26 protein-coding genes and 7 tRNA genes are annotated in these 25,061 nt (G+C 45.1%); 25 read left to right on the top strand and 8 right to left on the bottom strand.

Features of this window, described 5'->3' with window-relative positions; genetic code table 11:
* Positions 1–75 precede the first annotated feature (75 nt).
* From L1D22_RS15905 to tkt, 3 genes are all read right to left on the bottom strand, one after another.
* A complete protein-coding gene (locus L1D22_RS15905) occupies positions 76–1,239 on the bottom strand; it encodes a phosphoglycerate kinase (protein WP_017068708.1) in 1,164 nt (387 codons plus the stop codon).
* Positions 1,240–1,405: 166 nt separating this feature from the next.
* Positions 1,406–2,455, bottom strand: coding sequence for an erythrose-4-phosphate dehydrogenase (gene epd, locus L1D22_RS15900; protein ID WP_239830519.1), 1,050 nt, complete (start codon positions 2,453–2,455; stop codon positions 1,406–1,408).
* 214 nt (positions 2,456–2,669) lie between these two features.
* On the bottom strand, positions 2,670–4,664 hold the full coding sequence (tkt, locus tag L1D22_RS15895; RefSeq protein ID WP_048605833.1) for a transketolase: 1,995 nt from the start codon (positions 4,662–4,664) through the stop codon (positions 2,670–2,672).
* A 356-nt stretch (positions 4,665–5,020) separates the two neighbouring features.
* Between tkt and metK the strand changes: the two genes are divergently transcribed.
* The 8 genes from metK (at position 5,021) to ruvX (ending at position 11,805) form a co-directional block, all read left to right on the top strand.
* Positions 5,021–6,175 (top strand): methionine adenosyltransferase, encoded by a 1,155-nt coding sequence (metK, locus tag L1D22_RS15890; RefSeq protein WP_239830518.1) that lies wholly within the window; start codon positions 5,021–5,023, stop codon positions 6,173–6,175.
* A 368-nt stretch (positions 6,176–6,543) separates the two neighbouring features.
* Positions 6,544–7,341 (top strand): DUF2189 domain-containing protein, encoded by a 798-nt coding sequence (locus L1D22_RS15885; protein ID WP_239830517.1) that lies wholly within the window; start codon positions 6,544–6,546, stop codon positions 7,339–7,341.
* Between the two features lie 79 nt (positions 7,342–7,420).
* On the top strand, positions 7,421–7,921 hold the full coding sequence (locus tag L1D22_RS15880; protein WP_239830516.1) for a SprT family zinc-dependent metalloprotease: 501 nt from the start codon (positions 7,421–7,423) through the stop codon (positions 7,919–7,921).
* Positions 7,922–8,072: 151 nt separating this feature from the next.
* Complete coding sequence (locus tag L1D22_RS15875) at positions 8,073–8,804, top strand: endonuclease (RefSeq protein WP_239830515.1); 732 nt, start codon at positions 8,073–8,075, stop codon at positions 8,802–8,804.
* A gap of 153 nt (positions 8,805–8,957) precedes the next feature.
* Positions 8,958–9,689, top strand: a complete 732-nt coding sequence (gene rsmE, locus L1D22_RS15870) for a 16S rRNA (uracil(1498)-N(3))-methyltransferase (protein WP_210443101.1) — start codon at positions 8,958–8,960, stop codon at positions 9,687–9,689.
* 9 nt (positions 9,690–9,698) lie between these two features.
* The gene (gshB, locus tag L1D22_RS15865; RefSeq protein ID WP_017629553.1) at positions 9,699–10,649 is read left to right on the top strand and encodes a glutathione synthase; all 951 of its coding nucleotides are present in this window, start codon (positions 9,699–9,701) and stop codon (positions 10,647–10,649) included.
* A gap of 109 nt (positions 10,650–10,758) precedes the next feature.
* The gene (locus L1D22_RS15860; RefSeq protein ID WP_239830514.1) at positions 10,759–11,322 is read left to right on the top strand and encodes a YqgE/AlgH family protein; all 564 of its coding nucleotides are present in this window, start codon (positions 10,759–10,761) and stop codon (positions 11,320–11,322) included.
* Positions 11,323–11,382: 60 nt separating this feature from the next.
* Complete coding sequence (gene ruvX / locus L1D22_RS15855) at positions 11,383–11,805, top strand: Holliday junction resolvase RuvX (protein ID WP_239830513.1); 423 nt, start codon at positions 11,383–11,385, stop codon at positions 11,803–11,805.
* Positions 11,806–12,116: 311 nt separating this feature from the next.
* On the opposite strand, the gene L1D22_RS15850 is transcribed toward ruvX, so the two are convergent.
* Positions 12,117–13,226, bottom strand: coding sequence for a PilT/PilU family type 4a pilus ATPase (locus L1D22_RS15850; protein WP_239830512.1), 1,110 nt, complete (start codon positions 13,224–13,226; stop codon positions 12,117–12,119).
* A gap of 14 nt (positions 13,227–13,240) precedes the next feature.
* Positions 13,241–14,278, bottom strand: coding sequence for a type IV pilus twitching motility protein PilT (locus tag L1D22_RS15845; RefSeq protein ID WP_017629549.1), 1,038 nt, complete (start codon positions 14,276–14,278; stop codon positions 13,241–13,243).
* Positions 14,279–14,304: 26 nt separating this feature from the next.
* On the opposite strand from L1D22_RS15845, the gene L1D22_RS15840 reads away from it, so the two are divergent.
* The 7 genes from L1D22_RS15840 to hemW all read left to right on the top strand — a co-directional run bounded on the left by L1D22_RS15840 (position 14,305) and on the right by hemW (position 19,161).
* Entirely contained in the window at positions 14,305–15,009 is a 705-nt protein-coding gene (locus tag L1D22_RS15840; RefSeq protein ID WP_239830511.1) for a YggS family pyridoxal phosphate-dependent enzyme, read from the top strand.
* A 103-nt stretch (positions 15,010–15,112) separates the two neighbouring features.
* Positions 15,113–15,931: a pyrroline-5-carboxylate reductase gene (gene proC / locus L1D22_RS15835; protein ID WP_239830510.1), complete on the top strand. Its 819-nt coding sequence runs from the start codon at positions 15,113–15,115 to the stop codon at positions 15,929–15,931.
* Positions 15,932–15,988: 57 nt separating this feature from the next.
* Complete coding sequence (locus L1D22_RS15830) at positions 15,989–16,546, top strand: YggT family protein (RefSeq protein ID WP_010435653.1); 558 nt, start codon at positions 15,989–15,991, stop codon at positions 16,544–16,546.
* A gap of 29 nt (positions 16,547–16,575) precedes the next feature.
* Positions 16,576–16,866: a DUF167 family protein YggU gene (yggU, locus tag L1D22_RS15825; protein ID WP_009847703.1), complete on the top strand. Its 291-nt coding sequence runs from the start codon at positions 16,576–16,578 to the stop codon at positions 16,864–16,866.
* A gap of 28 nt (positions 16,867–16,894) precedes the next feature.
* The gene (locus tag L1D22_RS15820) at positions 16,895–17,326 is read left to right on the top strand and encodes a DUF4426 domain-containing protein (protein ID WP_016768173.1); all 432 of its coding nucleotides are present in this window, start codon (positions 16,895–16,897) and stop codon (positions 17,324–17,326) included.
* A 48-nt stretch (positions 17,327–17,374) separates the two neighbouring features.
* A complete protein-coding gene (locus tag L1D22_RS15815; protein ID WP_239830509.1) occupies positions 17,375–17,974 on the top strand; it encodes an XTP/dITP diphosphatase in 600 nt (199 codons plus the stop codon).
* Positions 17,974–19,161, top strand: a complete 1,188-nt coding sequence (gene hemW, locus L1D22_RS15810) for a radical SAM family heme chaperone HemW (RefSeq protein ID WP_239830508.1) — start codon at positions 17,974–17,976, stop codon at positions 19,159–19,161. Before L1D22_RS15815 ends, hemW begins: the two co-directional genes overlap by 1 nt.
* A gap of 117 nt (positions 19,162–19,278) precedes the next feature.
* Here hemW and glsB read toward each other — a convergent pair whose 3' ends face one another.
* Together glsB and trmB are read right to left on the bottom strand one after the other, a co-directional pair.
* Positions 19,279–20,199: a glutaminase B gene (glsB, locus tag L1D22_RS15805; RefSeq protein ID WP_017629544.1), complete on the bottom strand. Its 921-nt coding sequence runs from the start codon at positions 20,197–20,199 to the stop codon at positions 19,279–19,281.
* Between the two features lie 185 nt (positions 20,200–20,384).
* Positions 20,385–21,104 carry a tRNA (guanosine(46)-N7)-methyltransferase TrmB gene (gene trmB / locus L1D22_RS15800; protein ID WP_010435641.1) on the bottom strand — a complete coding sequence of 240 codons (720 nt, stop codon included), beginning with the start codon at positions 21,102–21,104 and terminating at the stop codon, positions 20,385–20,387.
* A gap of 165 nt (positions 21,105–21,269) precedes the next feature.
* On the opposite strand from trmB, the gene mutY reads away from it, so the two are divergent.
* The 10 genes from mutY (at position 21,270) to L1D22_RS15750 (ending at position 24,737) form a co-directional block, all read left to right on the top strand.
* Positions 21,270–22,331: an A/G-specific adenine glycosylase gene (gene mutY, locus L1D22_RS15795; protein ID WP_239830507.1), complete on the top strand. Its 1,062-nt coding sequence runs from the start codon at positions 21,270–21,272 to the stop codon at positions 22,329–22,331.
* A 28-nt stretch (positions 22,332–22,359) separates the two neighbouring features.
* Positions 22,360–22,632 carry an oxidative damage protection protein gene (locus L1D22_RS15790; RefSeq protein WP_004738952.1) on the top strand — a complete coding sequence of 91 codons (273 nt, stop codon included), beginning with the start codon at positions 22,360–22,362 and terminating at the stop codon, positions 22,630–22,632.
* Positions 22,633–22,701: 69 nt separating this feature from the next.
* Positions 22,702–23,835: a membrane-bound lytic murein transglycosylase MltC gene (mltC, locus tag L1D22_RS15785; RefSeq protein WP_176680471.1), complete on the top strand. Its 1,134-nt coding sequence runs from the start codon at positions 22,702–22,704 to the stop codon at positions 23,833–23,835.
* A 103-nt stretch (positions 23,836–23,938) separates the two neighbouring features.
* A tRNA-Phe gene (locus L1D22_RS15780) sits at positions 23,939–24,014 on the top strand.
* A gap of 74 nt (positions 24,015–24,088) precedes the next feature.
* A tRNA-Thr gene (locus L1D22_RS15775) sits at positions 24,089–24,164 on the top strand.
* A gap of 7 nt (positions 24,165–24,171) precedes the next feature.
* Positions 24,172–24,247: transfer RNA gene (locus L1D22_RS15770), tRNA-Phe, on the top strand.
* Positions 24,248–24,303: 56 nt separating this feature from the next.
* Positions 24,304–24,379, top strand: a tRNA-Asn gene (locus L1D22_RS15765).
* A 67-nt stretch (positions 24,380–24,446) separates the two neighbouring features.
* Positions 24,447–24,522 (top strand) — tRNA-Thr (locus L1D22_RS15760).
* A 7-nt stretch (positions 24,523–24,529) separates the two neighbouring features.
* Positions 24,530–24,605, top strand: a tRNA-Phe gene (locus L1D22_RS15755).
* Positions 24,606–24,661: 56 nt separating this feature from the next.
* A tRNA-Asn gene (locus L1D22_RS15750) sits at positions 24,662–24,737 on the top strand.
* Between the two features lie 93 nt (positions 24,738–24,830).
* On the opposite strand, the gene L1D22_RS15745 is transcribed toward L1D22_RS15750, so the two are convergent.
* Positions 24,831–25,061 (bottom strand): transposase (locus tag L1D22_RS15745; RefSeq protein WP_239830506.1); only part of this gene is annotated, 231 nt, incomplete at its 5' end.

The following is a 25,061-nucleotide window of genomic DNA, read 5'->3' as shown; positions in this document are numbered from 1 at the left end:
TGCCATTCTAGCAAAAAAGTGTGATATGCAGCAAACGTTAAAAGGCGAGATTCACATCTCGCCTTTCTAAATCAATTATGCTTTAGCACGCTCTTCAAGCATTGCTACTGCAGGAAGTACTTTACCTTCAACGAATTCAAGGAAAGCGCCACCACCAGTAGAGATGTAAGAAACGTCAGCTTTGATACCGAACTTGTCGATAGCTGCTAGCGTGTCACCACCACCTGCTACAGAGAAACCTGCAGACTCAGCGATTGCTTTAGAGATACCAGCGGTACCCGCTTCGAAGTTCTTGAATTCGAATACGCCTACAGGGCCGTTCCAAAGGATAGTTTTCGCGTTGCCGATGATTTCAGCTAGTGCCGCAGTTGAATCTGGACCAAGGTCGAAGATCATGTCGTCGTCTTGAACTTCAGAAACGTGCTTGATTTCAGCTTCTGCGTTTTCGTCGAATGCTTTAGCACATGCAACGTCAGTCGCTACTGGGATAGCACACTCTTTCATTAGTTTTTGAGCCGTTTCAACTAGGTCTGCTTCGTATAGAGACTTACCTACGTTGTGGCCTTCAGCTGCGATGAATGTGTTCGCGATACCACCACCAACAACAAGTTGGTCAGCGATTTTAGATAGAGACTCAAGAACTGTTAGCTTAGTCGATACTTTAGAACCACCAACGATAGCAACCAGCGGACGCTCTGGGTTGTCCATTGCTTTGCCAAGAGCTTCAAGCTCAGCTGCAAGAAGAGGACCAGCACATGCTACAGGAGCGTGAGTACCAACACCGTGAGTAGATGCTTGTGCACGGTGAGCTGTACCGAATGCGTCCATCACGAAGATGTCACATAGTGCAGCGTACTGCTTAGAAAGTGCTTCTTCGTTCTTCTTCTCACCTTCGTTGAAACGAACGTTTTCAAGAACAACTAGTTCACCAGCATTTAGCTCTAGGCCGTTTAGGTAATCTTTAGCTAGTTTAACTTCGCAATCTAGTGCGTCGTTTAGGTAGTTAACTACAGGAGCTAGAGAGAACTCTTCGTTGTATTCGCCTTCAGTAGGACGACCAAGGTGAGAAGTAACCATTACTTTTGCACCAGCTTCTAGGCAAAGCTTGATAGTTGGTAGAGATGCTAGGATACGTGCATCTGAAGTTACTTTACCGTCTTTTACTGGTACGTTTAGGTCAGCACGGATAAATACGCGTTTACCTGCAAGTTCCAGGTCAGTCATCTTGATCACAGACATGATTTGTCCTCTCAAATTTAAATAAAAATAAAGTTTTGGAAACTCAGCAACCCTGCTAAGCCTATAAATTATTCAACTGGCAATTCTTTAACTACTAGTAATATGTGGACACTTGGCATTTATTTCAAGCTAAAAAATAAATAATCCGCACATTTGCTTCTAGGTCTTACTTCTTGCCTTCAGAAGCTTGCATTGCGAGAACCGTATCCAGCATTCGGTTCGCAAAGCCCCATTCATTGTCACACCACACTAGCATTTTTACTAAGTGGCCGTTGCTCACTCGAGTTTGTGAACCATCAACGATTGCGCTATGGGGATCGTGATTAAAGTCGATGGAAACGAGCGGCGCTTCAGTATAGTCAACTATATTGTGTAATGTACACTGGGACGCATTAACAATGGTTTGATTTACGTCATTAACTTTCACATTTGTATTAATTGTGACACTTAAATCCATCGCTGTTACGTTTACCGTTGGCACACGCACAGATATCGCTTCGAACTTGTTAGAAAATTTCGGGAAGATTCTTTCAATACCTTTATGCAATTTGGTATCGACAGGAATGATGGATTGGCTTGCAGCTCGAGTACGGCGAAGGTCGCTGTGGTACGCATCGATCACTTGCTGATCATTCATTGAAGAGTGAATCGTTGTGATGGTACCGGACTCGATGCCAAAGGCGTCATCAAGAACCTTAATGATAGGAACAATACAGTTGGTGGTACATGAACCGTTGGAAACGATTCGATGGTCAGCTTCGATGGTATCGTGATTCACGCCATAGATAATGGTGTTATCAAGGTCGTTCGCACCAGGATGTGAAAACAGCACCTTTTTCGCCCCAGCAGCAATATGCGCTAGGCCGTCAGCTCGGCAACCGTACACACCGGTACAGTCGAGTACAATATCCACCTCAAGGTCACGCCAAGGCAACAACTCAATATCAGCAAGGTGCAAGATACGAATTGTATCGAACTCACCTTTATCTTCCGCACCAATGCCGTGATAGACATAGATGTGCTCTTGGTCGTTGGAGATCTTCTTACCGAAGCGGCCGTGACTGGTGTCGTACTGCAATAGGTGAGCCATAGCATCAGGCTGAGCAAGCTCATTGACAGCTACTACTTTGATTTGTTGGCTTTTGCCACTTTCATAAACAGCGCGTAATACATTACGCCCTATTCTTCCAAATCCGTTTATCGCGACTTTTAGCATAGTTCCGTACATCTAACCAAAATTTCGTGCAACAGATAATAACTGAATCCTACCCAAAAGGCATTAGTTGAATAACTCAGCCTACTTAGGACAGATTGATCTGCTGCGTATAAAGATGAGTCTAGGAGAAAACAAATCCCAGAGACAAAAAACCGAGCTTAGCGCTCGGTTTTTTCCTTCATTTAACTGTTAGCACAAGGCCATCAGTCAATGATTAAGCAAGAAGCTCTTTCGCTGTGTTTACTACGTTTTCAGTAGTGAAACCGAACATCTTGAATAGCTCGCCTGCTGGTGCAGATTCGCCGAACGTTGTCATACCAATGATCTTGCCACCGAAACCAACGTACTTGTACCAGAAGTCAGCGATGCCAGCTTCTACTGCGATACGCGCTGTAACGTCAGATGGAAGTACAGACTCACGGTATTCAGCGTCTTGCTTGTCGAACGCGTCAGTTGCAGGCATAGATACTACGCGTACAGCTTTACCTTCAGCGGTTAGTTGTGCAGCAGCTTCAACTGCAAGCTCAACTTCAGAACCTGTTGCAATGATGATTAGCTCTGGCTTGCCTTCACAATCTTTCAGGATGTAACCACCCTTAGCGATGTTAGCGACTTGCTCAGCGTTACGATCTTGTTGTGCAAGGTTTTGACGAGAGAAGATTAGCGATGAAGGACCATCTTTACGTTCAATAGCCAGTTTCCAAGCCACTGCAGATTCAACTTGGTCACATGGACGCCATGTGCTCATGTTTGGAGTCAGACGTAGAGATGCGATCTGCTCAACCGGTTGGTGAGTAGGACCATCTTCGCCTAGGCCGATAGAATCGTGCGTGTAAACTTGGATGTTCTGAACTTTCATCAGAGCCGCCATACGCATTGCGTTACGCGCGTATTCCATGAACATTAGGAACGTTGCGCCGTATGGTACGAAGCCACCGTGCAGAGCGATACCGTTCATGATAGCTGTCATACCGAATTCACGTACACCGTAGTGGATGTAGTTACCAGAGAAGTCCGTTGCTTCAAGAGACTTAGAACCAGACCACATAGTTAGGTTAGAAGGCGCAAGGTCAGCAGAGCCGCCCATGAATTCTGGAAGCATTTGACCAAACGCTTCTAGTGCGTTTTGAGATGCTTTACGTGAAGCGATGTTTGCTGGGTTAGCTTGAAGATCAGCAATGATTGCATTTGCTTTCTCTTCCCACTCAGCTGGAAGTTCGCCGTTAGTACGACGTTTGAATTCTGCTGCTAGCTCTGGGTAAGCCGCTGCGTATGCGTCAAACTTAGCATTCCACGCTGCTTCTTTCGCTGCGCCTGCTTCTTTCGCATTCCACTCAGCTGCGATATCTGCTGGGATTTCGAAAGGACCGTGTTCCCAACCCAATGCTGCTTTAGTTGCTGTGATTTCATCAGCGCCTAGTGGAGCACCGTGACAGTCGTGCGTACCCGCTTTGTTTGGAGAACCAAAACCGATGATAGTTTTAGTACAGATAAGCGTTGGACGAGGATCCGCTTTAGCCGCTTCAATAGCCGCATTGATAGCATCAGAATCGTGACCATCTACTGCTGGGATTACGTGCCAGCCGTATGCTTCAAAACGCTTAGGCGTATCGTCAGAGAACCAACCTTCAACTTCGCCATCGATAGAAATGCCGTTGTCATCCCAGAAAGCAACCAGCTTACCAAGACCTAGCGTACCTGCTAGAGAACATGCTTCGTGAGAGATACCTTCCATCAGACAGCCATCACCCATGAATGCATAAGTGTAGTGGTCTACGATGTCGTGGCCTTCTTTGTTGAACTGTGCAGCCAATGCTTTCTCAGCCATTGCCATACCAACAGCGTTAGTGATGCCTTGACCTAGAGGACCAGTCGTTGTCTCGATACCAGGAGCGTAACCGTACTCTGGGTGACCAGGAGTCTTCGAGTGCAGTTGACGGAAGTTTTTAAGGTCTTCAATTGAAAGCTCGTAACCTGCAAGGTGAAGCAGAGAGTAAATCAGCATTGAACCATGGCCGTTAGACAGGATAAAACGGTCGCGGTCAGCCCACTCTGGGTTTGCTGGGTTGTGGTTCAAGTGGCCACGCCAAAGAACTTCAGCGATGTCAGCCATGCCCATAGGTGCGCCTGGGTGGCCTGAATTTGCTTGTTGAACACCGTCCATGCTAAGTGCGCGGATTGCATTGGCTAGATCTTTACGAGAAGGCATGTCTGCTCCTGGATACATAAGCGATTTAAAAAAGAGATTGATGCTAAAATTTTTTTTTATTAGCGCGGGTATTCTCTCAAACGACTATAGCGACTGCAAACGTTTTACTGGCATTTTAACGGTCATTTTTCGCAATTTTCGATCATTTACATCACATAGTAACGGCTTATCTCAAACGATACGCAAACGTTTAGTTATGACATATCATAAAAAAGAGCTTGTAATTCGACCGCTGGAATTTAGAATAGCCGTCTAGATGTAGAAACACCTACAAAATATACTGTATTTAATGGCGGCGCCTCCTAGCTTGTGACGCCATAAAACTATTTACACCAAAACCTAAAAGTGGAGCTCTCATGGCTAAGCACCTATTCACTTCTGAATCTGTTTCAGAAGGCCATCCAGATAAAATTGCAGACCAAATCTCTGATGCTGTTCTTGATGCCATCTTGGAACAAGATCCAAAAGCACGTGTTGCTTGTGAGACTTACGTAAAAACCGGCATGGTTATGGTTGGCGGTGAAGTAACAACGTCTGCATGGGTTGATATCGAAGAAATCACTCGTGAAACAGTACGTGAAATTGGTTACGTTCATTCTGATATGGGCTTTGACGCTGACTCTTGTGCCGTTCTAAACACAATTGGTAAGCAGTCTCCAGACATCAACCAAGGTGTTGATAAAGCAGACCCTAAAGAGCAAGGCGCTGGCGACCAAGGCATCATGTTTGGTTACGCGACTAACGAAACACCAATCCTAATGCCTGCTCCAATTACTTACTCTCACCTTCTTGTTAAGAAGCAAGCTGAAGTACGTAAGAGCGGTAAGCTTGACTTCCTTCGCCCAGATGCGAAATCTCAAGTAACATTCCAGTACGACCAAGGTAAAATCGTTGGTATCGATGCTGTTGTTCTTTCTACTCAACACTGTGATTCAGTAACAACTCCGGATCTACGTGAAGCAGTAATGGAAGAGATCATCAAGCCAGTACTCCCTGCTGAGTGGATCAACAAAGACACTAACTTCTTCATCAACCCAACAGGCCGTTTCGTAATCGGTGGCCCAATGGGTGACTGTGGTCTAACAGGTCGTAAGATCATCGTTGATACCTACGGCGGCGCAGCTCGTCACGGTGGCGGTGCTTTCTCTGGTAAAGATCCATCAAAAGTTGACCGTTCTGCAGCATACGCAGCACGTTACGTTGCTAAAAACATCGTTGCTGCTGGCATGGCTGACCGTTGTGAGATTCAACTGTCTTACGCTATCGGTGTTGCAGATCCAACATCTATCATGGTTGAAACGTTTGGTACTGAGAAAGTAGCTCACGAAATCATCATTGAAGCGGTTCGTCAAAACTTCGACCTACGTCCATACGGTCTTCAAGAAATGCTGAACCTTCTTCAGCCTATCTACAAGCAGACTGCTGCATACGGTCACTTCGGTCGTGAAGAATTCCCTTGGGAAGCGACTGACAAAGCAGCAGTCCTTGCAGACTTCGCTGGCTTAAAATAATTTAGCCACTGCGATTTGTTTCTTTAAAGCCCTTACTGCTTAGTAAGGGCTTTATTTTTATGTACTTACCGAACCTTCACTCGCAACTTCCTTCTTTAACGCCCTTCTTTACCGTTAACCACTAAGTATAAAAAGACGCCGATAATTTGTGTTTTCGAACACTACTGACAATAGTTAAGGTAACTCCTAGGCGATCAAGCTCACATTTAACTTAAATTAATTCAGTCTGATAACGCTCGTTAAATGCACGCTAGAACAAAAACTGGGATGACAAAGAGCAATTTAGCTCGACACCATAACTCTCACACAAGCCACATCGATGAGCCTTATGGAATTATAACTAGGACGTTATTTAACTAGGGGGATCTATGCCTCGTACCGCGCACCCATCCGAATTGAACGATAAAAAACACAAGGTCAGCGATAAGGATTACGCTCGCACCATTCCTTGCAACCAAATCAGTATTTCCGCACCCTTTCATTGGTTGTCGCTTGCTCTGCATGACTTAGTAAGAATGCCATTAATCAGCGCATTTTACGGATTGTGCTTTATGGGAGCGGCAATTGCGATTGTTCAACTTGTCCAATGGCAAGGAACACACTTAGTCGTGATGCCAAGCCTGATCGTGTACATGCTGATAGGGCCGTTTCTTGCCCTAGGCTTGTATGACGCAGCTTGGGAAAGAGAAAAAGGCCATAACGCCAGCCTACTCCACTCAATGAAAGCCATCACTCGCAACTCCACCCACCAATGGGCCTTTGCGATTGTGTTGATGGTTGCGATGATATTCTGGATGCGTATCGCTGCGTTATTGCACGCGCTCTACCCTTCAGTGCAAGGTGCACCATTGGCTGAGTTCGCTCCCTTCTTAATTACAGGTTCTGTGATTGGTTTTGTCATCGCAAGCCTCATATTCAGCATCTCAGCATTTTCAATTCCGTTAATGATGGAGAGACGCGTTGATGTGATGAGTGCGATTTTCACTAGCTTTAATGCCGTGAAATCGAACATTCCTGCAATGGTGGTTTGGGCAAGTATTATTTGTGCGGGCATTCTGGTGGGTTTTGCCACCTACGGTATCGGAATGATCGTCACCATGCCGCTACTTGGTTATAGTACATGGCACGCTTATCACGAGATCATTAAGAAAAAACATCACGTGTAAAGCATCGCTAGATCAAAAAGCAATGTTATGATGAGGCCTTAGCTTAAACGCTGAGGCCTTTTTTTGGAGTTAACAACGTTTGTCTTACACCCCGCAACAACATCGAGCAAATAAGAAATTGGCCGAGTGCCTAGCTATCGCTAATCAACATTTCTCTCGTGAATTCCCATGCCCAACCATTACTTACAAGTTAAGAGGAAAGGCAGCAGGAAAGGCATACCTTCAGCTCAATGAAATTAAGCTCAACCATGTACTCTTCGCCGAAAATGAGGATGCCTTCGTTAACGAGGTGGTGCCTCATGAACTGGCGCATCTGATCACACATCAAGTATTTGGACGAGTGAGACCTCACGGGAATGAGTGGAGATACGTGATGGAAAAGGTATTCAACGTACCAGCCAAAACAACCCACAGTTTTGAGATCACCTCAGTGCAAGGCAAGACCTTTGAGTACCGCTGCGACTGCACGGTTTACCCACTTTCGATTAGACGTCACAACAAGGTATTGCGTAACCAATCAAGCTATCGCTGCCAACAGTGCAATCAAACCTTGGCTTTTACAGGCACGCAACTCAGCTAACACCTAATACTCGGCACACGTTAGATTCAGTAGCCTGCTCGTTTTTCTTCAGGAAATTGCACTCCATCGATTAGATGATTGAAATGTAATGGAGAAATCTATCACTTGAGTGCTAGACTGATATTTATCATACTTTTATCAGTCTTTTTCTATGCACAAAACCACTCCAAAAGCATTTGGCCTATTGGTGTCTTTTTACTTAACGATAGTATTTGGCCTACTGGTAACCCAAAGCGTTTTCGCCGCTCCACCAAGTTCCTTCTACAAAGCAAAAAAAGAAGCCGTGAAAATTTACCTTGATCATCCGACTTCATTTTATTGTGGCTGTGATATTACTTGGAAAGACAAAAAGAAAGGCATTCCAGACCTTGATGGCTGTGGTTATCAAGTACGAAAGCAGCAAAAACGTGCGAGTCGAATTGAATGGGAACACGTGGTTCCCGCTTGGCAATTTGGCCACCAGCGTCAGTGCTGGCAAGATGGTGGGCGCAAAAACTGCACTCGTAATGACAAAGTATTCAAATCCATGGAAGGCGACCTTCACAACCTAACTCCGGCCATTGGCGAGGTTAACGGTGATCGCTCCAACTACAATTTCAGTCAGTGGAACGGCATGGATGGCGTGAGCTATGGTCAGTGTGAAATGCAGGTCAACTTCAAGCAACGTAAAGTTATGCCGCCAGACAGAGCAAAAGGCTCTATCGCTCGTACTTATCTTTACATGAGCCAAGAGTATGGCTTCAAGTTATCTAAGCAACAAACCAATCTGATGATGGCGTGGAACAAGCAGTTTCCTGTCGATAAGTGGGAATGTACTCGTGATGAGCGAATCTATGCCATCCAAGGTAATCACAACCCATTTGTTTACCCAGCTTGTAAATAACGCCACTCGCGTAACCCACATTTATAACCGTCTCAAACAAGAGTTTCAGAATTGCCCTTGAAACTCTTGCTCTCCCCTTGTTTTTTCAACTAAAAGCATCCATGTTAGGCAGAGACAAAATACCCAAATGATTATATTTATAGGTTTACCAGCATGAGAATCCCTCGTATCCATCACCCAGAACGCATTCACCAGTTAGGTTCTCTCGCTTTAGGCGAAGATGCCGCGGGTCATGTTGGTCGTGTCCTCCGCATGAAAGAAGGCCAAGAAGTCCTTCTATTTGATGGCAGTGGCGCTGAATTCCCTGCGACAATTGCTGAGGTATCAAAGAAGAATGTGACGGTTAATGTTACTGAGCGAATCGAACGCAGCAGTGAATCTCCATTAGACTTACATTTAGGCCAAGTAATTTCACGTGGCGACAAAATGGAATTCACGATTCAGAAGTCGGTTGAGCTTGGTGTAAACACCATTACCCCTCTTATTTCAGAGCGCTGTGGCGTTAAACTCGATACTAAGCGATTCGAGAAAAAGCTCGCGCAGTGGCAAAAGATTGCTATCGCGGCGTGTGAACAGTGTGGCCGTAACACGGTTCCAGTCATTCGCCCAATCATGCAGCTTGAAGAGTGGTGCAGCGAACCAAGCGAAGCTCTAAAGCTAAACCTGCACCCTCGCGCAAAATACTCAATTAATACCCTTCCAGAACCTATCAGCAAAGTACGCCTATTGATCGGTCCTGAAGGAGGCTTGTCAGCTGAAGAAATCGGCATGACAGAACAATACAAATTTGAAGAGACGCTACTCGGCCCACGTGTACTTCGTACCGAGACAGCAGCTCTAACCGCAATTACTGCCTTACAAGTCCGTTTTGGCGATCTAGGCTAGGAGAAAAAAATGATCAAACTTGGCATCGTAATGGATCCAATTTCATCCATTAACATCAAAAAAGACTCTAGCTTTGCCATGATGCTTGAAGCTCAGCGTCGTGGTTACGAAATCCATTACATGGAAATGGATGATCTACACTTAGATCAAGGCGTAGCCATTGCTGACACAAAGGTTGTAGAACTCAAAGAAGATCCAAACGGTTGGTACGAATTCAAGTCAGAACAGACTATCGCGCTATCTGATTTAGATGCTGTGCTAATGCGTAAAGATCCTCCGTTTGACACTGAGTACATCTACGCAACCTACATTCTTGAACGTGCTGAAGAGAACGGCGCGCTGATCGTAAACAAACCGCAAAGCCTACGTGACTGTAACGAGAAATTGTTCACTGCTTGGTTCCCAGAGCTAACGCCAACTACTATCGTAACTCGCAAAGCAGAAAAGATTAAAGAGTTCCGCGAGAAACACGGTGACGTAATCCTTAAGCCACTTGATGGCATGGGTGGCGCATCTATCTTCCGTGTTAAGGAAGGCGATCCAAACGTATCAGTGATCATTGAAACCTTGACTAACCACGGTCAGAACTACGCAATGGCACAGACATTTGTTCCAGACATCAGCAACGGTGACAAGCGTATTCTTGTGGTTGATGGTGAGCCAATGCCTTACTGCCTAGCGCGTATTCCGGCTAAAGGGGAAACTCGAGGCAACCTAGCGGCTGGTGGTACTGGTGAAGCTCGTCCTCTAAGTGAAACTGACTGGGCTATCGCACGAGCGGTTGCTCCAGCACTAAAAGAGAAAGGCTTAATCTTCGTAGGACTTGACGTTATCGGTGACAAGCTGACTGAGATTAACGTGACGAGTCCAACGTGTATCCGTGAAATTGAAGCTGCTTTTGATATTTCAGTTACGGGTAAATTAATGGATGCAATCGAGCGTCGCGTTAACGCTAAATAGCCTAAACTTAAGAAAGTCTTAGCTATTCGCAAACATTTAGACACAGAATCAATGAGCGGCTTTACGCCGCTCTTCTTCCTTTACTGGGAACACACTGGCAGGAGGCTCTATGAATTTAACGAACCACTTTCTGGTCGCTATGCCCGGAATGAAAGACCCGTACTTTCAAAATTCGGTGATCTACCTTTGTGAGCATAATGACGAAGGCGCAATGGGTTTGATGATCAACGCCCCTATCGATGTCACTGTCGGCAGCATGCTCAAACAAGTTGAGGTTGATTCTGAACAACCAAAACCCAACCAAGCAAGTCTTGATAAACCAGTTTTAAATGGTGGGCCAGTCGCAGAAGACCGCGGGTTTATTTTACACAAGCCCAAAGGCAGCTATCAATCCAGCATCAACATGACTGACCAAATCTCGGTAACGACCTCAAAAGATATCTTGATGGTGTTAGGGACCGAAGATGAACCGATCAATTATCTGGTTGCACTTGGTTATTCTGGGTGGGAGCCTGGCCAACTGGAGATCGAACTGACCGAGAACTCATGGCTAACCGTTGAAGCCGATCCAAAGGTCATCTTCGACACCCCCATCTCGGACCGTTGGAAAGTTGCGGTACAAATGTTAGGTATTAATGCCGCTCAGCTTTCAGCAGATGCTGGTCACGCCTAACTCAAATCAGCTAAATAAAATAAACAGACACTCTCAAACACAGATTAATTTGGAAGCCCCATGTCACGAACAATTATGGCATTTGACTACGGTACAAAAAGTATCGGCAGTGCGATTGGACAAGAAGTCACAGGCACAGCAAGCCCTCTGAAAGCCTTTAAAGCCAAAGATGGCATCCCAAACTGGGACGATATCGAAAAGCAAATTAAGGAATGGCAACCAAATCTGATTGTGGTTGGCCTTCCTACCGACCTTCATGGCAAAGATCTAGCAACCATCACCCCTAGAGCGAAGAAGTTCGCTAACCGCCTGAAAGGACGCTTTGGTGTTGATGTTGAACTGCACGATGAGAGGCTATCGACCGCAGAAGCAAGAGCTGACCTCTTTGACATGGGTGGCTACAAAGCACTAAGTAAAGGCAATGTGGATAATCAATCCGCTGTCGTTATTTTAGAGAGCTGGTTTGAAGCACAATATTGCTAATAAAAAATTAATCACTAAATGCTGAAAGTATTTTCTGAACCTATACTAATTGTACGACGTAATGTCTAACACATTAGTAATTAGATAAGTGAGAAAAATTATGAAAATTTTTCTGGTAACCTTCGTAGCTCTAGCAATATCAGCATGCAGTTCGACAAGTCACAACAATGCTGGTTATATGAATCATACTACGACTAACGCAAGCGTAATTAGTGAGCCTAAGAACAAGAAGCGTTGATAATACAGACACAAGCCAAGCGAAGAAAATGACGAACGCCTGATTTCAAATGGAATGAAATCAGGCGTTTTCATCAGCCCATGTCTATCTTCACACCAGCCAACGCCCCGGTTCCGTAGTCACCATCACCTCGTCTGGTTTTAAGCATTAAGCGTAAGTCATTAGCCGAGTCAGCACTGTGGAGCGCATCTTCTTCGCTAATCTTTCCTGCTACGACCAAATCATACAAAGCTTGGTCAAAAGTCTGCATCCCGACTTCTTTCGATTTTGCCATCGTTGCTTTTAACTCGTGCAACTCACCACGACGAATTAAATCAGATACGCGTGGGCTGTTGAGTAGAATCTCAAACACACCATGACGCCCACTGCCATTTTTATCTCTGATTAACTGCTGAGCAACCACACCACGCAGGTTCATCGACAGATCAAATAGGAGCTGTTCTTTCTGCTCTTTCGGCACCAAGTGTAGAATACGCTCTAGCGCTTGGTTGGCATTATTCGCGTGCAAAGTTGCCATACACAGGTGACCAGTCTCAGCAAAGGTCATCGCATATTCCATGGTTTCACGGCTACGGATTTCACCAATCAAGATCATATCTGGTGCTTGGCGCAAAGAGTTCTTAAGTGCGACTTCGTAGCTCTCGGTATCGAGCCCAACCTCACGCTGAGTCACGATACATTTCTTATGTTCGTGGACGAATTCAATCGGGTCTTCAACCGTCAAGATATGCCCAGAACGATTGGTATTACGATAGCCTGTCATCGCAGCCATAGAGGTCGATTTACCAGAGCCAGTCGCACCAACCACCAGCACAAGCCCGCGCTTAGCGATTGAAAGGTCTTGTAATACATCAGGAAGCTTTAATTGTTGAAAGGTTGGAATGTTAGTCTCGATGCGTCGAATTACCGCTCCAGGCAGCTCTCGTTGAAAGAATGCACTGACACGAAAGCGACCAAACTCACGCACAATGGCAAAGTTTGCCTCACGTGTTTGCTGATATTCATCACGTCGGTCTTGATCCATCATTGCATCAAGTAGTTGAGCAACCTGAGCCGCATTCAGTTTCTCGCCTTGAGGTCGCAATTCACCATCAACACGAAACAAGATAGGTGCATCAACGGTGATATAAAGATCCGATGCCTTTTGAGACAGCATCCCTTCAAGGATTTGATTCAATTCCATTTTGTTCACCTTGATTAAAACATTGAGGTTTCAATTTCGATCTTTCTCTCGACCTCTTCCGAGTCAACCAAGCCTTGAGCCATCAGCTGCTTCGCATTTTGCTCCATGGTCTGCATACCATGTGCTGCGCCCGTTTGAATGATCGAATACATTTGCGCGACCTTGTCTTCACGAATCAAGTTTCTGATCGCTGGTGTCGCCATCATGATTTCATGACAAGCCACACGACCGCCACCAACACGCTTCAACAGCTTCTGAGCAATAACCGAACGCAACGATTCAGACAGCATAGAACGCACCATGTCTTTGTCGCTACCAGGGAATACATCAATAATACGGTCGATAGTTTTAGCAGCAGAGCTGGTATGCAAAGTACCAAAAACCAAGTGACCGGTTTCTGCAGCAGTTAGCGCTAAGCTGATCGTTTCTTGGTCACGAAGCTCACCCACGAGGATAACATCAGGATCTTCACGTAACGCGCTGCGCAGCGCCGCTTTAAAGCTGTGAGTATCACGATGAACCTCACGCTGGTTAACTAGGCATTTATTGTTGGTATGAACGAATTCAATTGGGTCTTCGATCGTCAGGATGTGCTTATTGTGGTTACGGTTTACGTAATCTACCATCGCCGCAAGGGTCGTCGATTTACCAGAACCAGTTGGGCCAGTGACGAGCACTAAACCTTTTTCGTAGTTCGCAATCTTTTCAAAGATTTCAGGCGCACCTAGTTGATCTAAAGTCGGGATCTCTACAGGGATAGTTCGAAAGACAGCTGAGCAACCACGAGCTTGGTTAAAAGCATTCACACGGAAACGACCGACATTGGGCAATTCAAAAGAGAAGTCGACTTCCAATTTTTCTTCAAACTCACCACGCTGCGAATCGCTCATGATCTCAAAAACTAAACGATGTACATCAGCATGACTCAAAGCTGGTATTCCAAGCTTCCTTACTTCACCATCTATACGTACCATTGGAGATACACCCGCAGAAAGATGTAGATCTGACGCGTTATGCTTTACACTAAAATCTAGTAACTCAGTGATATCCATTTATTTTCCCTTAAGTAAAGTCAGCTATGAGTAGTATTCAACAAAATATCGAACAAATCACCTCACAGATTCGTAGTGCTGAGCAAAAGTGCGGACGAGCTCCAGAGTCCGTGCAACTTTTAGCCGTCAGCAAAACTAAACCTATTGATGCGATTCTAGAAGCCGCACTCGGAGGCCAAGTTGCCTTTGGTGAAAACTATGTTCAAGAAGGTGTAGATAAAGTAAAACACTTTTCAGAACAACATTCTAACCTAAATTTAGAGTGGCACTTTATTGGTCCAATTCAGTCCAATAAAACGCGCCCAATTGCGGAAAGCTTCCAATGGGTCCATTCCGTCGATCGCGATAAAATCGCGCAAAGACTTAATGATCAACGCCCAAGCGAACTTCCACCTCTACAGGTGCTGATTCAAGTGAATACCAGTGGCGAAGAGTCCAAATCTGGTACTTCTGAAGAGACATTTTTTGCACTGGCAGAGTTGATTTCGTCGCTCCCTAACCTCACCTTAAGAGGATTGATGTCAATTCCTGCAAACGTCTCTGACTATCAATCACAGCTTAATGCATTCTCTCAACTGGCAGAGCTTAAAGATAAGCTCGCCGCGAAGTATCCAGACATCGATACCCTGTCTATGGGCATGAGTGGTGATATGGACGCAGCAGTTGAGGCTGGCAGTACCATGGTTCGTATTGGAACGGCCATCTTTGGTGCTCGTGATTACGCAAAATAGCAATTAGTTAGCAATCAGAAATTAGTTAGCAACCAGAAAATCGACGATAAGTATTGATACCGCTTCGCTTGAATCGCGCAGCGACACGCTCAGGATTTTATATATGGAACATAAGAACATCGCCTTTATTGGGGCGGGAAACATGGTTCGCTCAATTGTAGCGGGCTTAGTAGCAAGTGGTTACCCAGCGCAAAAGATTACTGCGACAGCGCCTTCAGACACCAGAAGGCTGCCGTTAGAGCAAGAATATGGCATCAATACCACCAGCGATAATATTGCCGCAGCCGAGCAAGCAGACGTTGTTGTGTTATCAGTGAAGCCACAAATGATGGCTGATGTATGTAAACCCTTACAAAGCATCGACTTTAGCAATAAACTGGTTATCTCAATTGCTGCGGGGATTAATGCGAATCGACTCAATGAGATGTTAAACTGCCAACTGAACCTTGTTCGTGTGATGCCAAACACGCCATCACTGCTTGGTAAAGGGATGAGCGGTCTTTATGCCGATTCAACGGTCAGCCAAGATGATAAAGACTTCGCCTCTCAGCTGATGCAAGCTGTAGGTGAAGTGAGCTGGGTTGAGCAAGAGTCTGGGATCAATAACATCATTGCGGCAGCGGGAAGTGCTCCGGCTTACTTCTTCCTGTTTATGGAAGCGATGCAAGCAGAAGCAATCAACCAAGGTTTCGACCAAGAAACCGCTCGTAAATTAGTGCAGCAGTCTGCATTAGGCGCGGCAGAGATGGTGGTAGCGAATCCAAATACTGAATTATCGACACTGCGTGAACAAGTGACTTCAAAAGGCGGAACAACTGCAGAAGCATTGCGCACGTTCAATGAACATCAACTATCAGACATCGTAGCCAAAGCCATGCAAGCGGCAGTCGCTCGAGCTGAAGAGATGGAAAAACTGTTTTAAGCATTTTGTCGCTCGGGTTATATCTAAGCGGCAAGTAAATCCGAAAAAGGAAACAATATGAACTCGATGAGCTTTCTGATCTCGACCGTTTTTGATCTTTACATCATGGTTGTGATCTTGCGTATCTGGCTACAAGCATCACGTGCAGATTTCTACAATCCATTCTCACAATTCATCGTAAAAGCGACACAACCGGTTGTTGCCCCACTACGCCGAGTTATCCCATCTATCGGCAGCCTTGATCTTGCGACGGTTGTATTTGCTTATGTGCTATGTGTGCTTAAGTTCGTTGCTCTCAACCTGATTATCTCTGGCGGCGCAGCTGTATTCGATATCAGCTTCCTGATTTTTGGTGCACTATCTTTGCTAAAAGCGGCGGGTGGTTTGATCTTCTGGGTTCTACTAATCCGTGCAATCCTTAGCTGGGTTAGCCAAGGCCGTAGCCCAATCGAGTACGTGTTCCATCAATTGACAGAGCCAATGCTAATGCCTATCCGCCGTATCCTGCCGGATATGGGTGGTTTCGACCTAAGCGTGCTGGTTCTGTTCATTGTTCTACAGTTTGCGAACTTCCTAATGGGCGACATGATTGGTCCTATTTGGTATCAGCTATAATTCAAGTACGAACATCAGGTACTTTGACGATGCCAAAAGCGGTTTGGGCCGAGGAAGACGATATTCTTCTTAGGCTCTATATCCAACCCAAAGCAAGCCGAGACAAGATTGTTGGCTTGCACGGTGAGGAACTCAAAATAGCCATTACTGCTCCACCAGTAGATGGCAAAGCCAATGCCCACTTAGCGAAATACCTAGCGAAACAGTTTAAGGTCGCTAAAGGGCAAATTAAGATAGAAAAGGGAGAGCTCGGCCGGCACAAACAAGTTCGAATATGCTCGCCAAGCCAAATCCCAACTGAAGTCAAAGCCATCCTATGATGGCTTTTTGCTATTTATTGGAGTCACTATGCGTCTATGGATTACAGCACTACTCACCGCTCTTGTTGCCCTACCAAGCTCAGCAGGACAATTTAAAAACATTAAGGATGTCGAGGTTCACTACTCGGCTTTTAACTCGACATTTCTAACAGCTCAAGTCGCTAAGCAATATAAACTTAAGCGAAATGGCTACTCAGCGATTCTGAACATCAGCGTGTTAGACAAAGCTTCCCTTGGCAAGCCTGCAACAACGGCTAAAATTACGGGAACAGCGAAAAACCTTGTAGGCAACACTCGCACGCTTAACTTCCGCGAGATAAAGGAAGGTGATGCGATTTATTACCTAGCTGAGTTCCCTGTAACACACGAAGAAAATATCACTTTTAATATCGATGTTAACGCAGGCTTGAAAGGCACAGGTCCACTGCGCTTCACACAAAAATTCTATATAGAAGAGTAACTTCAACCGTCACTTTTCTGTTCACTAACTTATTAGAGCCACATCCCCATGAGTAAGATTGTTTTAGCCACAGGCAACCAAGGTAAAGTTCGCGAGATGGCAGATATTCTGTCTGAGTTTGGTTTTGACGTTGTCGCACAAAGTGAGTTTAATGTTTCAGAAGTCGCTGAAACGGGAACAACTTTCATTGAAAATGCCATCATCAAGGCTCGCCATGCAGCGAAAGAGACAGGGCTGCCAGCGATCGCAGACGACTCAGGTTTAGAGGTTGATTTCCTAAACGGTGCTCCGGGCATCTACTCAGCGCGTTACTCAGGTGAAGGGGCGACGGATGAGCAAAACATTGAAAAGCTGCTTGATGCCATGCAAGGTGTGGAAACTGAAAAGCGTACCGCTCGTTTCCACTGTGTGTTGGTGTTAATGCGTCACGAAAACGATCCAACACCATTGGTGTGTCACGGTAAATGGGAAGGTCGCATTCTGACGGAAAAGCACGGTGAGAATGGCTTTGGCTACGATCCTGTATTCTTTGTACCAGAAGATAACTGCGCATCTGCTGAGCTAGAATCTACACGTAAAAAGCAGCTTTCACACCGCGGTAAAGCCCTTGCTTCTCTATTCGAAGCAATCAAGGAGCAAGCTCTGTAATGCACAATGCAGCGCTTATACCACCAGCACTTAGCCTTTATGTACACATCCCATGGTGTGTACAAAAGTGTCCGTATTGTGATTTCAACTCACACGCTCTGAAAGCCGAGATTCCTGAAAAGGAGTACATCGATGCGCTGCTTGAGGATCTCGATACTGATATCGAAAAGTACCAACTCAATGGCGCACCTCGTCCACTGCACTCAATTTTTATTGGTGGTGGTACTCCGAGCCTATTCTCTCCAGAAGGAATTGGTCGATTGCTGCAAGGTATTGAACAACGCATCCCGTTCAAACCGGAAATCGAAATCACCATGGAAGCCAACCCAGGCACCATTGAAGCGGAGCGTTTTGCAGGTTACCAAAAGGCTGGGGTGAATCGAATCTCGGTTGGTGTACAAAGCTTTGAGCAAGAGAAGCTAGAAAGACTTGGCCGTATCCATGGTCAAGATGAAGCTGTAAATGCCGCTCATTTAGCGCACAAGATCGGATTGAATAGTTTCAACTTAGATCTTATGCACGGCTTACCGGATCAAAGCATAGATCAAGCATTGGCAGATCTAGACAAAGCGATCGAGCTTAACCCTCCACACTTATCTTGGTACCAGCTAACAATAGAACCTAACACCATGTTCTATTACAAAACGCCAAAGCTACCTGACGATGATGATCTTTGGGATATTTTCGACCTAGGTCATAAGAGACTCGCAGACGCAGGCTATGTGCAGTACGAAATTTCAGGCTACAGCAAACCGGGCTACCAGTGTCAGCATAACCTTAACTATTGGCGCTTTGGTGACTACCTAGGTATTGGTTGTGGCTCTCATGGCAAGCTAAGTTTTGCTGATGGACGCATCATTCGCACGACTAAGGTTAAACACCCTAGAGGCTATTTAGCGGCTTACCAGAACATGGTGAAACCGTACCTATCCGATGAGTTTGAAGTGCCGAATGAAGACCGCCCTTTTGAATTCTTTATGAACCGCTTTAGGTTAATGGAAGCGTGTCCAAAACAAGATTTCATCGATACTACTGGGCTTGGTTTTGACGTTGTTCAGTCAACGATTGAGTGGGCAAAAGAGCTAGGTTACTTGAACGAAACCGACACTCACTGGCAGATCACTGAAAAAGGAAAGCTATTCCTAAATGATCTGCTGGAAGCCTTTATGGCGGAAGAAGACGAATAATTCGAGAATTATTGCGTAAGGGTTGGCTTTAGGGCCAACCCTTTTTATTGTAAGAATCTTTCTCGAAGCGAAGCGCTCTATAGGACGAAGTCCGTGCTCGCATCTCGTATCTTTCTTCTAAAAAATAGAACGACCAATTCGCTCTGAAAGCAACTCTAGCGCCTTAGTACCTGCAAGAGAGTTACCAGAAGGATCAAGCTCTGGAGACCACACAGCGATGGTCATCTCACCCGGAACGATAGCGATAATACCGCCACCCACACCCGATTTGCCGGGCATACCAACACGGTAAGCAAACTCACCAGCCCCATCGTACAAACCACATGTCGCAAGCAAAGCATTCAACTGCTTAGTTTGAACAGGCGTGATGATCTCTTTCTTAGTCTGAACTGACACACCTTTGTTCGCCAAATAGCTAAAGGTTTTTGCCAAATCCACACACGTCATTTTAAGTGCACAAGCATGGAAGTAGTTATTCAGAACTGGGATAACATCATTCTCAAAGTTGCCAAATGAACGCATCAAATAAGCAATTGCAGCATTACGGTCGCTGTGCATCATTTCAGAAGCTGCTACCACCTTGTCATACACAATATGAGTATCACCCGATAACTGACGCACAAACTCTAATAAGCGGTGCCTAGGCGCAGACAAGCGACTTTGTAGTAGGTCTGCAACGACAATTGCCCCCGCATTAATGAACGGGTTGCGGGGGATGCCATGCTCCATCTCAAGCTGAATCATAGAGTTAAAGGCTTGGCCAGAAGGTTCTTTGCCTACGCGTTGCCAAATCTCTTCAGGCTTGTATAACACCATAGCTAACGTCAGGCTCAAGGCTTTAGAGATGGATTGCACAGAAAAAGCTTCCTCTGCATCACCCGCTTGAATCACCTCACCTTCGTTTGTGTATACCGCAATCGCCAGTTTCTGGTTCGATACGCGAGCCAATGCAGGGATATAATCAGCAACCTTTCCCTGACCAATTAGGGGACGAACTTCGTCTAAAATCTCGGCCAAAATAGCTTGAGTTGGTTTCATGTGTGTTTACTTCTATATTGTTATTTTTGTAGGGGTCTAGCATTACTTTCTGTCCTTAAACCTTTATCGCAATAAAAGTCTAAGGACAAAAAAGCCAACATTACAATAATGTTGGCTTTAATCAATCCCACAAAGTGTAAGGTTTAACCTAAAGCAGGTTTACCTTCACTTATTGTGCTCGAGAATTACTTAGTACGCTTGTACTTAATATCCCAAACACCATGACCTAGACGGTGGCCACGAGCTTCAAATTTAGTCAGTGGGCGCTCATCAGGGCGAGGAATGTAATCACCATCTTCAGCGATATTCTCGAAGCCTGGAGCAACGTTCATCACTTCAATCATGTGCTCTGCGTAGTTTTCCCAGTCTGTTGCCATGTGGAAAATACCAGTATCAAGTTGAAGCTTACCGCGAACCATTTCTGCAAACTCAGCCTTAACGATACGACGTTTGTGGTGACGAGCTTTGTGCCATGGGTCAGGGAAGAACAGTTGCAGTGTATGCAGGCTGCTATCTGGAATCATGTGTTCAAATACTTCTACTGCATCGTGACACATTACACGCAGGTTAGTTACGCCAGCATCACGCGCTGTACCTAGACAAGCACCAACACCTGGGCTATGAACTTCAATACCTAAGAAGTTTTTCTCAGGTGCGTTCTTTGCCATTTCAACCAGTGATGCACCCATACCGAAGCCAATCTCTAGTACAACTGGGTTATCGTTGCCAAATACTTCTTTCCAATTAAGAAGCTCTGGGTTGTAGTCGATACCCATTGTTGGCCAACATTCATTCATCGCGTTTTCTTGGCCTTTTGTTAAGCGGCCTTCGCGGCGAACAAAACTACGGATCTTACGAACCAGTTTGCCGTCTTCAGTATATTCGTTAGTGGTCACTTCACTCATTGATTTTTGCCTGCACATTGATTAATCAAAGCGGGGATTATCCAAAGAATTGCCTTCGGTGCAAGTCTTTCCGTGGATAAATTCCCACACAATTTGTCTGTTTTACATCCAACGTTAAGTGTGGTGCAATTTCGCTTCTAATAATAGCAAAGCATAGAGCATGTCGTGACTCCTTTCGCAACCGCCATATTAAAGTGGTATGACGCCTACGGGCGTAAAGAATTACCTTGGCAACAAAACAAAACCGCCTACACCGTTTGGCTATCTGAAATCATGCTTCAGCAGACTCAGGTTGCTACGGTGATTCCATACTATCAACGCTTCTTGGAACGTTTCCCAACGGTTATTGACCTAGCAAACGCCGAGCAAGATGAAGTGCTTCACCTATGGACTGGGCTTGGTTATTACGCGCGAGCTCGCAATCTACATAAAGCAGCAAAGATCGTCGCAGAACAATATGGTGGTGAGTTTCCACTTTCCCTTGAAGAGATGAACGCGCTACCGGGTATTGGTCGCTCCACTGCAGCTGCAGTACTTTCATCAGTTCACAAACTTCCCCATGCAATTCTTGATGGCAATGTGAAACGAACGCTTGCAAGAAGCTTTGCCGTTGAAGGTTGGCCCGGACAAAAGAAGGTTGAAAACCAACTTTGGGAGCATGCAGAAGCTCATACTCCGAAGAAAGATGTCGATAAGTACAATCAGGCGATGATGGACATGGGTGCCATGGTTTGTACTCGTAGCAAACCTAAATGTACTCTGTGTCCGATTGAAAGCATGTGTGAAGCTAAGAAGCTTGATAGACAACTCGACTTCCCGGGCAAGAAACCTAAGAAAGAAAAACCGGTAAAAGAAACGTGGTTTGTGATTCTTTATCACGACAATCAAGTGTGGCTTGAACAGCGCCCTCAGTCTGGTATCTGGGGAGGCTTGTTCTGTTTCCCTCAAAATAACAACGCGGAGATCGAACATCAGTTAGATCTTCGCTCTATCAAAGACACTGAAACCGAATCAATCAAGACCATGATTGCGTTTAGACACACTTTCAGTCACTACCACTTAGATATCACACCTGTATTAGTAAAATTAGATAAACAACCAGATTTGATAATGGAAGGGACCAAAGGTCTCTGGTATAACTTATCAAAACCGGAAGAAATTGGCCTAGCCGCTCCTGTGAAGCAGCTTATTGAGAGCCTACCCTTTGAACTGAACGACGACGTTTGAATCAACGAACGCGATAAGAGGAACCACTATGAGCCGCACTGTATTTTGTGCTCGCCTCCAGAAAGACGCTGAAGGCTTAGAATTTCAACTTTACCCAGGTGACTTAGGTAAGCGTATCTTTGACAACATCTCTAAAGAAGCTTGGGGACAATGGCAAAGCAAACAAACCATGCTTATCAATGAAAAGAAGCTAAATATGATGGATCCTGAACATCGTAAACTTCTTGAAACTGAGATGGTTAACTTCCTTTTCGAAGGTAAAGATGTCGTAATTGATGGCTATACTCCACCAAGCGAATAAGACATTTATTTAAGCAAACTTTAATGACATCATGGTTAACGCTGCGATGTCATTTTTGTATGAGGAACTATGAAAAAGCTAAGTTACTTCCTAACAGCCATGTTATTAACAGGCTGCAGCCGTGAATTTGTCGAAAGCATTTATGATGTGAATTACGAACCGACCAACCGATTTGTAAGCAACTTGGCAGAGCTACCTGGTCAGTTTGAAAAAGACACCGGTGCACTGGATGCGTTGATTAATAGCTTTTCTGGCAATATCCAAAAGCGCTGGGGCAGCAGTGAAGTAAAAATGGCAGGTAAGAGTAACTATGTGAAATACATAGATAATTACTTGAGTCGTTCAGAAGTAAACTTTAGCGAAGGCTTAATCACAGTAGAAACCGTGTCCTCTACTGAGCCTAAAAAACACCTCAAAAACGCGATAATGACAACGCTTTTGACGCCAGATGATCCGGCGCATGTTGACCTATTCTCTTCAAAAAGCATCAAGTTAGAAGGTAAACCTTTCCTCTACAATCAGGTCGTCGACCAAGAGAAAAAGCCCATTCAATGGACATGGCGCGCCAACCAATTCGCAGATTACTTGATCGCTAATAACCTCAAAACCAAAGAAGTCGACTTCAAAAAAGCCTACTACGTTGAGATCCCTATGGTGGCCGATCACGCGAGCCAGCGTAGTTATCAATATGCCGATATCGTACGCAGAGCGTCTCAGCGTTATGACATTCCTGAAGACTTGATTTACGCGATCATAAAAACAGAAAGTAGTTTTAATCCATATGCAGTGAGCTGGGCAAATGCATATGGTCTTATGCAAGTCGTACCAAAAACGGCAGGTCGAGACGTATTTAAACTGGTAAAGAACAAACCAGGAGAGCCGACTCCTGAGTATTTATTCAATCCAGAAAACAACATTGATGCTGGGACCGCGTACTTTTACATCCTTAAAAATCGCTATCTAAAAGACGTGCAGCACCCAACAACGCTTGAGTACAGCATGATTTCTGCATACAACGGCGGCACTGGTGGCGTACTCAATACCTTCAGTAAGGACAGAAAGCGAGCAATGCGAGACCTAAACTCGCTGCAACCTAGCCAAGCGTACTGGGCACTTACCAAGAAGCACCCAAACAAAGAGTCGCGCCGATACTTAGAAAAAGTAACAAAATTCAAGAAAGATTTTAACCAAGGTAAAACGTAAGCCTCACTTTTGAATAAAAAAACAACTAACGAACGTTTTTTTTAATTATTTTCAAAAAAGGTGTTGACGGTTATGCAGAAAATCCGTTTAATAGCGCTCCGTTGCCCGGATAGCTCAGTCGGTAGAGCAGAGGATTGAAAATCCTCGTGTCGGTGGTTCGATTCCGCCTCCGGGCACCACAATTTGATTTGTTGGTGTCAACACTCTTTAACAGGGAGTAGTAACACGGACAAAAGCATAAAGAATTTAGTGTGCCGACTTAGCTCAGTAGGTAGAGCAACTGACTTGTAATCAGTAGGTCACCAGTTCGACTCCGGTAGTCGGCACCATTCTTTTGCCTCGATAGCTCAGTCGGTAGAGCAGCGGATTGAAAATCCGCGTGTCGGTGGTTCGATTCCGCCTCGAGGCACCATTATTTGATACTTAACAAATAGTGGTCTTAATAGACCTGATGTTAAGACAAGTAATTCCCCCTTAGTTCAGTTGGTAGAACGGCGGACTGTTAATCCGTATGTCGCAGGTTCGAGTCCCGCAGGGGGAGCCATTTTAAAGGGCTTCATTTTAATGAGGCTCTAACGAAGAGTTTACTCTTCAAGCAAAGAATTTAGTGTGCCGACTTAGCTCAGTAGGTAGAGCAACTGACTTGTAATCAGTAGGTCACCAGTTCGACTCCGGTAGTCGGCACCATTCTTTTGCCTCGATAGCTCAGTCGGTAGAGCAGCGGATTGAAAATCCGCGTGTCGGTGGTTCGATTCCGCCTCGAGGCACCATTATTTGATACTTAACAAATAATGGTCTTAATAGACCTGATGTTGAGACAAGTAATTCCCCTTTAGTTCAGTTGGTAGAACGGCGGACTGTTAATCCGTATGTCGCAAGTTCAAGTCTTGCAAGGGGAGCCACATTCAAGAAAGCCAAGTCGAAAGACTTGGCTTTTTTTCGTTTGAACGAAAGTTATCCTATTCGATCACAGCATCTAATACCAATTCCGTTAATTAACTTATCAAGTTTAACCAATCTCTAAAGCAGAGCGAGATCACTCTGCTTTTATCTTCACAAAACCGATTCCACGCTCTACATAACGTCTCTACGATATCGTCATAGTTTTCGAAGCACCTGTTTGCTACTTCATTTTGACGGAGCCAACTCCATACCTGTTCTATAGGGTTTAGTTCGGGAGAATAAGGTGGGATATGAATTATCGTAAGGTTCTCAAATTCATCTGC

Origin of the sequence: Vibrio sp. Isolate34 (assembly GCF_022397915.1) — a bacterium.
Classification (GTDB): Bacteria; Pseudomonadota; Gammaproteobacteria; order Enterobacterales; family Vibrionaceae; genus Vibrio.
The sequence above is the reverse complement of the archived record's forward strand: the minus strand, read 5'-3'. Positions and strand labels throughout refer to the sequence as shown.